At 34.3% G+C, this 11877-nt stretch carries 11 protein-coding genes and 1 pseudogene; 11 read left to right on the top strand and 1 reads right to left on the bottom strand.

The genetic code is table 11. The annotated features are described in order from the left end of the window. Window positions 1-125: 125 nt before the first annotated feature. Both MKY17_RS16610 and MKY17_RS16605 read left to right on the top strand, forming a co-directional pair. Window positions 126-287 (top strand): annotated as a pseudogene (locus MKY17_RS16610) (IS110 family transposase); the annotation flags it as partial. A gap of 22 nt (window positions 288-309) precedes the next feature. Further along, complete coding sequence (locus MKY17_RS16605) at window positions 310-474, top strand: hypothetical protein (protein ID WP_179891217.1); 165 nt, start codon at window positions 310-312, stop codon at window positions 472-474. A gap of 145 nt (window positions 475-619) precedes the next feature. On the opposite strand, the gene MKY17_RS16600 is transcribed toward MKY17_RS16605, so the two are convergent. Continuing rightward, window positions 620-1399 (bottom strand): M15 family metallopeptidase, encoded by a 780-nt coding sequence (locus MKY17_RS16600; protein WP_098373680.1) that lies wholly within the window; start codon window positions 1397-1399, stop codon window positions 620-622. 842 nt (window positions 1400-2241) lie between these two features. Here MKY17_RS16600 and MKY17_RS16595 point away from each other — a divergent pair. The 9 genes from MKY17_RS16595 (at window position 2242) to MKY17_RS16555 (ending at window position 11700) form a co-directional block, all read left to right on the top strand. Then, the gene (locus MKY17_RS16595) at window positions 2242-3075 is read left to right on the top strand and encodes a diaminopimelate epimerase (protein ID WP_098373681.1); all 834 of its coding nucleotides are present in this window, start codon (window positions 2242-2244) and stop codon (window positions 3073-3075) included. A gap of 27 nt (window positions 3076-3102) precedes the next feature. Beyond that, complete coding sequence (locus MKY17_RS16590; RefSeq protein WP_098373682.1) at window positions 3103-3897, top strand: class I SAM-dependent methyltransferase; 795 nt, start codon at window positions 3103-3105, stop codon at window positions 3895-3897. A gap of 30 nt (window positions 3898-3927) precedes the next feature. After that, the gene (locus MKY17_RS16585; RefSeq protein WP_098373683.1) at window positions 3928-5238 is read left to right on the top strand and encodes an opine metallophore biosynthesis dehydrogenase; all 1311 of its coding nucleotides are present in this window, start codon (window positions 3928-3930) and stop codon (window positions 5236-5238) included. 152 nt (window positions 5239-5390) lie between these two features. Then, window positions 5391-7013, top strand: a complete 1623-nt coding sequence (gene nikA, locus MKY17_RS16580) for a nickel ABC transporter substrate-binding protein (RefSeq protein ID WP_179891218.1) — start codon at window positions 5391-5393, stop codon at window positions 7011-7013. 93 nt (window positions 7014-7106) lie between these two features. Continuing rightward, window positions 7107-8039, top strand: a complete 933-nt coding sequence (gene opp1B, locus MKY17_RS16575) for a nickel/cobalt ABC transporter permease (RefSeq protein WP_098373684.1) — start codon at window positions 7107-7109, stop codon at window positions 8037-8039. Beyond that, window positions 8040-8939, top strand: a complete 900-nt coding sequence (gene opp1C / locus MKY17_RS16570; RefSeq protein WP_098373685.1) for a nickel/cobalt ABC transporter permease — start codon at window positions 8040-8042, stop codon at window positions 8937-8939. Beyond that, the gene (locus MKY17_RS16565; RefSeq protein ID WP_098373686.1) at window positions 8936-9742 is read left to right on the top strand and encodes an ABC transporter ATP-binding protein; all 807 of its coding nucleotides are present in this window, start codon (window positions 8936-8938) and stop codon (window positions 9740-9742) included. Before opp1C ends, MKY17_RS16565 begins: the two co-directional genes overlap by 4 nt. Before the next feature lie 2 nt (window positions 9743-9744). Next, entirely contained in the window at window positions 9745-10491 is a 747-nt protein-coding gene (locus tag MKY17_RS16560) for an ABC transporter ATP-binding protein (protein WP_098373687.1), read from the top strand. 30 nt (window positions 10492-10521) lie between these two features. Continuing rightward, window positions 10522-11700, top strand: coding sequence for an MFS transporter (locus MKY17_RS16555; RefSeq protein WP_098373688.1), 1179 nt, complete (start codon window positions 10522-10524; stop codon window positions 11698-11700). Window positions 11701-11877 lie beyond the last annotated feature (177 nt).

Here is an 11877-nt window from a genome sequence, read left to right as displayed (position 1 = left end):
TCCGCCCCTACTTGTAGAAACATGTTTAAGGCTGGTTGGGACTTAGATCTCGTATAACAAGCGAAGCTATGACACCGCATGGATGACTAAGGGGTACTGGTTAGTAAGTAGAGGAGAGAAAAATAATGAATCCAGTTGTTGGTCTGGATGTGGCAAAAGGAGAGAGCCAAGTTCAGGCATTTTTAGATCAATCTAAACCGTATGGGTAGAGCTTTTCAATAAAGCATATCAAAGAGGAATTAGATCATTTTTTAGACTTTCTAAAAGAAGTTGAAGAGGTGACAGGGCAGATGAATTAATAAAGGAGTTATGTACATTTTTTATTCAGTAATGGATGAAATTGTAGATGAGTATTCCCAAGCATTTATAAAAAGTGAAGATGAATTGAATGAAATAGAAACGAAAAAAACAAATCAAGATTTAATTGAAAATTATGTTAAACATCCTTATGCAAAAAAACTATTGGTTCTGTGATGCCTTTAAGTATCTCATAATAACAGTTTGCTCGAAGGCATAGCAGAAGGGATTATCCTTGGTAATCAGTATATAAAAGTAAGCCAACGACATCTAAAATATGATACATCGCATTTTAGATGTCGTTGGCTTAGTTGGCTTAATATTACTTAGAAACGGGCTGAACATTATAGTATTCTTCGAGTGTCACCCCTTGAGCTTGAATGTCTTTTGCTATCTCTATACCTACATAACGAATATGCCAAGCCTCATATTTATAGCCTGTAATTTCTTGCTTACCTTCTGGGTAACGAATGATAAATCCAAACTCACTTGCATGTTTAGCTAACCAATCAGCCTCTTTAGTTTGACCAAAACATTCCTCAGCAGCACAAGTGCCATTAATGCCACTTACATCAATAGCCAAGCCTGTTTGGTGTTCACTGGTTCCTGGATATGCACTATAAGTTTTAGCCTTTTCAAGCCCATCCCTTTCTACATAATTATTAAAAATAGCTTCTTGCGTTTCCTGTGAACGAAATGCCGATACGCCGGCTAATTTAATATCGTCTTCTTCGGCCTTAAGAAATAGTTTTTCCAAGGCTTCCCCGGCCTCTTTGCGCATCATTCGTTTTTCGATTTTTTCCTTGAAAATAAACGGTACATTTGGATAATAAAGGTCATCAGGTCTGTATTTATCAGGAAGTGGATTTAACTTATTTACTAATACGGGAATGCTTTGAGGATTTGCAGAGACTTTAATAGCCTCTTGTTGAACCGTGTTAATATTAGGTTCATTTTCCTTTGGGTTAGAAGCTGAATTTATTGTACCAACACTTTGATCGTGTATATTATCTTCTTCTTTAGAGTTATCCTTAACTGTACAGCCTAAAGTACATAAAAAAATAAATGTTAGTAAAGCTATGGTGTAAATGGATCTTAACATAGTGCGGCCCCCAAGTTCAATTTGTTACTAATCCTACTTAATATTTTTATACAAAAATTTAACAATCGATATGTTAGGGAGGGAGAAAGCAAAAATGAAGTGGCCTATCATTTATTCTCTTATATCCATCACATTTCGATTAATCATTGAATATGAAAATAAATCTTATTAAAAAAGAAAATAGTCGATAGATTCCCATAACTTAAACATAAAATCGTATATCCTGTATTTGTTTTTTAAATCGTAATTATTACTATTTATAATTTGATAAAACTCACAATATCAAATAATAAGATAAAAATCAATATCTTTAAAGTACATTCCTACTAATTTCTGTAATGCCCACTCATCTTTTCCTTCTGTGCTTTAAAGAATCCCCCATATATTGACGACCATAAGGTACTGTGTAATGAAATCCCAGTTTTGTTCAACGGAAAGGCCATCCTTTTGCTGTTGAACCCTTATGATAAATTCCTAGATTGGTTTATTTTGTTACTTTTGTTCAGATTTGCAAATAAGATTTTATATTACCAACAGTATCTAAGAATACCCCGACTAACTCCTTATCTGTGAACTGGCTTCCCATTTCTATTAAATCGTCGTGCTGCACCGATATGTAATAGTGAATAAAATCAAAGCGATAAACATAGAAAGAGATAAAATTGAAAATTATGACATTGTCAATCGGCACTAGTGTAAAAAAACGGACCAAATATTGACACTTTCCAACATTATGCTATAATTCATTTTGCGATTATAAATCGTAATCATTACTATTTATGGTGAATAATACTTTATGAAGAAAGGACAACCAATAAATCTAAGTGTAGAGGGTAGTTGAGATGATCCAGGAAATAGATTTTATAAAATTTAATCCAACACAAAATATGACGATTCTCGTTAAAACAAATGATCTAGTTGAAGAGTATAAGCACATTGCTTCGAAAATCATGTCATACGACAGCGTGCATGCAGAACAAGTTGGATTTATAGAAAAGCCGATAAATAATAAAGCTGCTGCAAAGTTACAAATGGCTGGAGGTGAGTTTTGTGGTAATGCTTGTATGGCACTGGCAGCTTTTATAGCATCTGAAAAAGGACTAAAGCATAATGATTTGGCGGAGATAATATTAGAAGCTTCAGGTACAGATAAATTAATAACATGTCAAATGAGAAGAAATTTAGATGAATATCACTGTCTGGTTACTATGCCTATTCCTAAAAAGATAGAACAGAGAACAATAAAGTATGATGGCAACGATTTGAATATAATCATAGTGAGATATCATGAATTTATACACATTGTGATAGAAGTAGATGAATTTAGAGAAATAGTAAGGGAAAAAGCGCAATCATTAGCAAAGTTACTTGGAGTAACTTTAGGTGCTAACTTGATTGGCGTTTTATTGTATAAATCGAAATCTGAGGAAATGGCGCCCCTCATTTATGTCCCACATTTAGATAGTATGATATGGGAAAGGGGGTGTGGTTCCGGTACAGCTTCCTTAGGAGCATATCTAGCTTGGAAGAAAAAAGGGGAGATTGTTACAAATATAAGGCAACCCGGTGGCGATATTAAAGTATTTGCTACTTGTCATGGAGATGAATTAACAAGTCTTATGATTGAAGGGGCGGTCCAAATAGTAGCACAAGGCAAAGCTTTTATAGATGGTTAGTTATAAAATTGTACTGGGGGAAAAATAATGAATGCATTAATAACTTTTCAAGAATATTTAAGTGAGTTTTCAGAAAAATTTGATGGTTTAGCAGGAAGTTATGATCATACAATCAATAATTGTTCAGAGTTAGAGAGTTTAATAGATGACTATTCAAAATTCATAACAAACGAGACGAATAAGGAAGCTTGGAAACAACTAGAACTACAAGAATCTAGTGATTTGAATCAACTTGTGGTGAACCTAAGAAGAAAATCGGCACTTTGTGTAGCTATTATGGAGAAATATCGTGCAATCAAGCTTCTGGATGGAAATAGTGAAAAGGCGGACTATTTTAAGAATATAGAATCATGTATTGAAAAAGAATTTGGCAGTTTTCAAATTACTTCGGAGTCAAAAGTATTATTAGTAGGATCAGGTTCATTTCCAATGACTCCATTATTAATCGCTAAGAGAACAGGAGCAGAGATTGTTGGAATAGATATTGATGATGAGGCTATTCAACTTGGACGAAACGTAGTTGAGAAATTAGGAAATGGATTAAATATTAGATTAGAAAAAATATTAGTGGAAAATCTTGATTTTACGAAAAACGTGACTCATATCATTTTTAGTTCAACTGTTGAAAGTAAATATGACATATTGGATCAATTACATACATTAACGAATGAAAATGTAGTTGTTGCTATGAGGTATGGTAATCAGTTGAAGTCCTTATTTAATTTTCCATCAAGAGAGGTTGATGGGCAGAAGTGGAAGATGGTTGAAGAAATATTACTACCAGATCATGTGTTTGATATCGAATTGTATAAAAAAGCATAGCTTACTAATTTGTAAGAAAAGGAGGCCTTTATGAATGATTTTAAGCGAGTCCTACTATTAGGCACTGGCCCAACATCTATCCAACTAGCTATGAATCTAAAAAATCAATTGAATTGCTACGTAGGAATTGTTGGGAGGGAATCTGTTCGGTCAGAAAATTTTTTTGAGGCACTTAAGGAAAGTAATCATTTAGTTCGTGTAAGCGTTCAAAATGAAAAGCATCGAACTATGCAAGGTGAATGCTTCATTGATCAAGTTTTTAGGGGTTATGGAACAATTAAGGGTGAATGGGATACTATTATTCTTGCTGTAACAACGGATGCTTATATAGAAGTATTAAAACAAATTAATAATGAGAAATTAAAACAAGTAAGGTGTATTGTTTTAATTTCACCGACTTTCGGTTCCAATAGCTTAATCAATAATTATATGAACCAGCTTAATTCAGATGCGGAAATTATCAGTTTTTCTACATATTACGGTGATACACGATGGATGCACGATAAACCTTCTAATCATGTTTTAACAACAGCAGTCAAGAAAAAAATTCATATAGGCTCTACACATTATCCATCTAAAAATGTCGAGGGACTATGTAAGTTATATGAACAATTAGGTATTACTCTTGAAAATATGAAATCTCCAATAGAAGCAGAAACGAGAAATATTTCTTTATATGTTCACCCACCGTTGTTTATGAATGATTTCACACTACGTGCAATATTTGGAGACTTAGAAAGTAAGAAATATGTTTATAAACTTTATCCTGAGGGGCCCATTACACAATATTTAATTAGGGATATGCTGGCTCAATGGAAAGAAATCATGAATATCTTAGGGAAATTAAATATAGAAAATTTAAATCTACTTAAATTTATGACAGATGATAATTATCCCGTGAGATTGGAAAGTTTATCACGTCATGATATAGAGAATTTTAATCATTTAGAAGCAATCCATCAAGAATATTTATTATATATACGTTATACCGCACTGTTGATCGATCCTTTTTCAGAACCAGATAAGGATGGGAAATATTATGATTTTTCTGCTGTTCCAATTAGAAAAATGTTCGTCAATAGGGAAGGATATTTGGATATCCCTAGGATGCCTAAAGAAGACTATTATCGTATAAAAATAATTCAAGGAATTGCAAAATATTTAAATTTAAATTGTCCAACAATAGATAAATTCATTAAAACATACGAGAATAAAATTGAAAAAGTGGCTCAATCCCATGAAGATGAATTGCTATCTAATGCATTTGTTGTTCAAAGCTTTGATGAAGATTTGAATATGATATGCAGTGAAGTAGGAAAAAGTATAAGCGCAAAGAAGTAGGAATAGTACTTGTCTTAAGTTAATAGAGTAATATACTGTGTAAATAGTAATCATTTCGATTTATAAAAGGGGGATTTTTTCAATTTAGATCATATTTGACCAGTAAAAGGTGAATTAATTCAAATTAGTAAGGCTAAAGGGAGAGAAATATATTGTTAGTTAAAAAATTTAAGTTAGCATCTCTAATATTTTTGGTTTTATCTATTCTAGTTGCCTGCTCTGCAGAAAAATCTAATAGTAAGAAAAAGGAAGGTGCGGATTCAACGAATAGCTCAAAAGAGTTAGTTTATGCATCCTCCAAAGATATTAATGATATGAACCCGCATCTGTATACAGGTTCAATGCCAGCTCAAGGGATGGTCTATGAATCATTGGTTGAAAATACAGAAGATGGGATTAAACCTTTGCTTGCTGAATCCTGGAAAATTTCAGAAGATGGAAAAGTATACACTTTTCATTTAAGAAAAGATGTGAAATTCCATGATGGAGAACCATTTAACGCAGAGGCAGTAAAGAAAAATATTGAGGCTGTGCAAAACAATGCAGAAAAGCATGCTTGGATTAAATTATCTACAAAAATAGAAAGTGTAAATATAGTAGATGCTTATACAGTTGAACTTGTGCTATCAGAAGCATACTACCCAACTTTGGTTGAATTATCTATGACCAGACCTTACGTATTTTTATCACCCAAAGATTTTAAAAACGGGGGAACTAAAGATGGCGTAAATGGATTTAATGGTACAGGACCATATATTCTCACTAAACATAAAACTGATGAGTACGCCACTTTTAAAGCGAATGAAAACTACTGGGGTAGCTCACCTGAAATTAAGAAGATTACTTCTAAAGTTCTTCCAGCAGGGGAAACGACATTTTTAGCTTTACAAAAAGGAGAAGTAAACTTTGTTTTTACTGATGACCGTGGTGCAGACAGTCTTGATGTAGAAGCAATGAATCAATTAGTTGATTCAGGTGATTATCAGTTGGTTAGAAGTGAACCAATGAATACGAAAATGATTGTAGCTAATAGCAGTAAATCTGATAATCCAGTAAGTGAAACAGCTGTTCGTGAAGCCATTTGGCACTCGATTGATAGAGAAACCATTAGTAAGGATATTTTAAATGGTACGGAAACAGTAGCCAATACACTATTCTCACCTAACGTCAATTATGCAGATGTTGATTTGAAGAAAAGAGGCTATGATTTAGAAGAAGCGAAAGAGATTTTAGAAGAATCAGGATGGGCAGCAAAAGATGGTTCTGATGTTAGAACAAAAGACGGCAAAAAATTAGCAATGAAACTTTATTATGATAGCAATTCTTCCTCCCAAAAAACCCAGGCTGAGTTTATCCAAGCTTCAGTAAAAGAGATCGGTATTCAGCTAGAAATTATCGGTGAAGAGTCAACTTCAATTGCTAATAGAAGATCGACGGGTGACTATGATCTATTATTCAATCAAACATGGGGACTTGCGTATGATCCACAAAGTACAATCTCTGCTTTTACTTCTGAGGCATCTTATTTACATACTACAAGCGGTATTGCAAACTCAGATGAACTCTACAAGAAGATTGATGAAGTAATGGTGTCACCTGATGAGAAAACACGAAAATCGTTATATGCGGATATTTTGACGATTGTACATGATAAAGCAGTCTTTATTCCCATTTCAAATGGCAGTGTCACTGTAGTTGCTCCAAAAAATTTAAAAGGCATATCATTTAAGCAAACTCAATTTGAGTTACCATTTGAACTGATGAACTTTGAATAGAAATATAAATAAAAAGGGGAAGATTCCCCTTTTTATTTATGTGAAGAGTAACCTTTTAAGGTTTTTAAAATTTCTATTAAAAGGAGATTTTCTATGGGAAGTTACATCATTAAGAGACTATTCATATCAATCCTTTTACTTTTGGTCATTTCATTTTTAACGTTTATTTTAATTAATCTTTCTCCCTTAGATCCAGTTGAAGTGGTATTGCAAGCGCAAGGTGTTCCAACAATAACAGATGAATTAATTGCTCAAACGAAAGATGAGTTGGGGATGGATAAACCATTTATTATACGATACTTCGATTGGGTTATTGCTTGCTTACAGTTGGACTTTGGGGTTTCCTACGTGACAGGAAAACCGGTTTGGTCGTTAATTGGTCCTGCTTTTCTAAATACGTTAAAACTAACGTTGGTTTCATCTGTTGTCATTATTGTTCTATCGATACTTTTAGGTGTGATCTGTGCGATGAAAGAGGGGAAAATTATGGATAAGTCAGTAAGGGGATTTTCATTTTTCCTAACGGCAATGCCGTCATACTGGATGGCGACTCTTATGATTTGGTATTTTTCCGTAAAAGTGGATTTATTGCCAACAAGCGGAATGGAGTCGTATAAAAGTTATATTCTACCGGTTATTGTCATTGCGATAAGCTATGCAGGCATTTATTTTAGGGTCGTTAGAAGTTCGATGTTGAGTAATTTAAATGAAGACTATGTACTGTATGGAAGGGCATGTGGCTTAACAGAGAGGAAAGTCACCATGCACATCTTAAGAAATTCATTGCAAGTGGCAATTTCGTTATTTTGTATGGCTATACCTATTATATTGGGAAGTACAGTCGTTATAGAAAATGTATTTGCTTGGCCAGGATTAGGAAGTTTAAGTGTTCGAGCTATTCTAGGCCGGGATTTCCCGATTATTCAAGCGTATGTACTTATTTTAGCAGTGGCCTTTGTATTATTTAATACCATTTCCGACATTATAAACGCTGTGATGAATCCTAAATTAAGGAATGATATCTAAATGAGACTATTTGAAAATTTAATAAAAGATAGGTTAGGTACAATTTCTCTCATAGTTATCGTTGTAACAATCGTTGTTGGCATTTTCGCCCCTATATTTGCTCCACATGACCCTGAAGAAGTAAATATGAGCCTTCGTTATGCTTCTTCATCATGGGATTACCTATTAGGTAATGATCACTTAGGACGATGTATTTTATCCAGAATCATTTATGGCATTCGTCCCAGTGTTTTATGGGTTTTAGTTGCATTATTCATATCTGTCTTGATTGGAGCGGTTTTAGGATTTCTAGCAGGCTACTTTAGAGGGAAAGTAGATGCCACTGTTATGAGAATTTGTGACACGATGCTATCTTTTCCAGGATACGTTATGGCATTAGCTGTTGTTGGTATTTTAGGTGTGGGGCTTGAAAATATATTGATTGCGTTTACCTTGATTAAATGGGCATGGTTTGCTCGAATAATCAGAACGTCTGTTATGCAGTTTGCTGAAAAAGAATATGTGAAATTTGCCAAAGCATCAGGTATTAGTGACGTGAAAATTATTTATAAGCACATGGTTCCTGTTACATTTTCTGATATCGCAGTGATTTCGAGCAGCTCAATTGGTTCGATGATTTTGCAAGTATCAGGCTTTTCATTCCTAGGGTTAGGAATTCAAGCCCCAAATGCTGAATGGGGAATGATGTTAAATGAGGCAAGGGAAGTAATGTTTACAAGACCAGAATTAATGTTAGCTCCTGGACTAGCCATTATTATGGTAGTATCTGCATTTAACTTTTTCTCTGATGCACTTCAAGTTGCCTTAGACCCTAAATTAATTACCTCAAAAAATAAGCTTCAAGAAGAGTTAACAATCTCTAAAATTAAGCTTCAAAAGAGGTGGCAAAATAATCTATGAATATATTAGAAGTTAGAAATCTGAGAATATGGGATAGTAGCTCCGGTAAAGTGATTATCTATAATAGTTCATTCCATTTAAAGCAAGGAAGCTGTCTGGCAATTGTAGGAGAAAGCGGAAGCGGTAAGTCTCTGACTTGTAGGTCAATAATGCGATTAAATAAATCCTGGCTTCACCAATCAGGAGACATTTTATTTAAAGGCGAAAACTTAAACGAACTTTCAGAAAAGGAGATGAGAAAGAGAAGGGGAAGAAAACTTTGCATGATTCTACAAAATGGGATGAGTGCATTTGACCCTTCCTGTGTAATTGGGGTTCATTTAAAGGAAACGCTTGTTGAACATTTCGGTTGGAATAATAAAGTAATCGAAGAAAAAATGAAAAATGCTATGGAAAGTGTCATGCTGAAAAATCCGAAAGAGATTATGAATAAATATCCACACCAGCTATCGGGTGGAATGTTGCAGCGAATAATGATTGCGTTAGCATTAGTATTAGAACCAGACATTATTATTGCTGATGAACCAACAACAGCTTTAGATACTATTTCACAATTTGAAGTCGTTGAGCAATTTATAAAAATACGGGAAAGAATGGGCTGCTCTATGATCTTTGTTTCTCATGACTTGGGAGTTGTAAGGGCAATTGCTGATGAAGTTATGGTCATGAAGGATGGAGAAATTATTGAAAGAGAAAAATCAAAAACTATATTTTCAGAACCGGAACATGACTATACCAAATATTTAGTATCTACTAGACTAGCGTTGAGTAATCATTTTAAGAAAATAATGGGGAGAGCTTAAAATTGCTAAAGGTTGATAGTGTGGAGAAGTCTTATAAAAGTGGTGGACTCATTTCAAACAAAAGACAAAAGATTTTGAACAATATTAGTTTTGAATGTGGAAGTGGCGAATGTCTCGGTATTATCGGAGAAAGTGGGAGCGGGAAATCCACCTTAGGTCGTTTGCTAATAGGAGTGGAAAAGCCAGATCGGGGAACCGTTTTATTTCAGGGTGAAAATGTAGGGGATAGAAGAGTGAGATCGGGTAACATTAGCGCTGTTTTTCAAGACTATAAATCTTCCATTAACCCATTTTTTACAGTTGAGGAAGCCATTATGGAGCCGTTAAAAATTAAGAGCAAGCTCAAAATAGAAATTCAAAACAGGATTGATAATCTATTGAATCAAGTTGGGTTAAATCCGTCCTATAGAAAAAGATATCCTCATGAATTATCAGGGGGAGAGGTTCAAAGGGTATGTATTGCAAGGGCCATTTCCACAGAACCAAAATGTATTTTATTAGATGAAGCAATCAGTTCTTTAGATGTATCAGTTCAAATACAAGTGCTTGAATTACTTAAGGAATTAAAAAACATCTACAATATGAGCTATGTATTTATTACTCATGATATTCAGGCTGCCGCCTATATTTGCGACAGGGTCATTATTTTTAGAAATGGTCAAATTGAAGAAGTAATTAAAATCGAACAATTAAAAAACGTTCAGTCAGAATATGCTAGAAAATTATTGGACAAATTAATAACTTTTTAGATTATTTTCGAACTAGGAGGAGAAAAAATTGTGAGTGGAGCTATGTCTTGGCCGTTTCTGCGTTTATATCTGTTGGTTCTTCTTTATTTTAGTGCCAATGCCATTCTAAATGTTATTATCCCCTTACAAGGGGAATCATTAGGAGCCAGCAATACTACTATCGGATTGATTATAGGGGCGTATTTATTTACAACCATGTTCTTTCGTCCGTGGGCAGGTCAAATCATTCAAAAGCATGGACCGATAAAAGTGTTGCGCATTATTCTTATAGTCAATGGTTTTGCTTTAATATTATATACGATTACTGGGTTAGGCGGCTATCTAGTTGCCCGTATGTTACAAGGGGTGTCGACAGCTTTTTTTTCCATGGCATTGCAGATAGGCATTATTGATGCACTACCAGAGAAGGATCGCTCTCAGGGCATCTCACTTTATTCTTTATTCTCCTATATACCAGGTATTATTGGACCTATACTGGCATTAGGAATTTGGCAAGGAGGTATGGATTATTTTACAGTAGTGATGATAGCAATTGCCATCACTACAGGGGTGTTTGGATATAGTGCCAAAATGGAAAAAGGAAAGGATCAACCTGTTTCAGTTAAAAATGAGCAAGGAGTAAGTATGTTTAAGGCATTTAGTCAGTTGGTAAAAAATCCGTTTCTGTTTAAATGCAGCGTATTGATGTTAGTTACCTCCATTGTATTTGGAGCGATTACAACCTTCCTACCACTGTACGCTATGCAATTAAAAAACGGCAATGCTGGAATTTATCTCATGCTTCAGGCTGGTACCGTTGTCTTTGCTCGTTTTACTTTAAGGAAAAGGATTCCTTCAGACGGTAAGTGGCATTCATCTTTTATCATGGGGGCTATGCTTCTTTTAGCAATAGCGGCGCAATCTGTAAGCGTTTCTATAACGGGTGGGGCTTTCTTTTTCTATGCAGGTGCGATTTTAATGGGGATAGCTCAGGCAATTATCTATCCAACGTTAACAACGTATTTAACCTTTGTATTGCCTAAGGTAAATCGAAATGTGTTACTTGGTTTATTTATTGCTATGGCTGATTTAGGTGTTTCGCTAGGTGGTGTCATTATGGGGCCGATAGCTGATTTTTCCTCATACTCATTTATGTATATGATTTGTGCTATCTTAGGTGTGACGATGACCATTTTTGCATATGATCGAAGAAAAATATTTGTTGGGTAAATATAAAGGAGTCTTTCAAAAGTTTCATATATGACTTTTGGAAGGGTTTGTTGCATTTAATATTTTAATCTTATAGAGGATAATTTTTTTATAGTATACCTTTTCTTTTTAATGGCTAATTAATTATGTATGAGATACGCCTAAATTAAGAAAGAATGTAAGTTGGCATAATTAAAA

This window comes from Peribacillus sp. FSL P2-0133 (assembly GCF_037975445.1).
GTDB classification, from domain to species: Bacteria; Bacillota; Bacilli; order Bacillales; family DSM-1321; genus Peribacillus; species Peribacillus simplex_E.
Note: the sequence above shows the minus strand (reverse complement) of the source record. Positions and strands in the feature narration are given on the sequence as shown.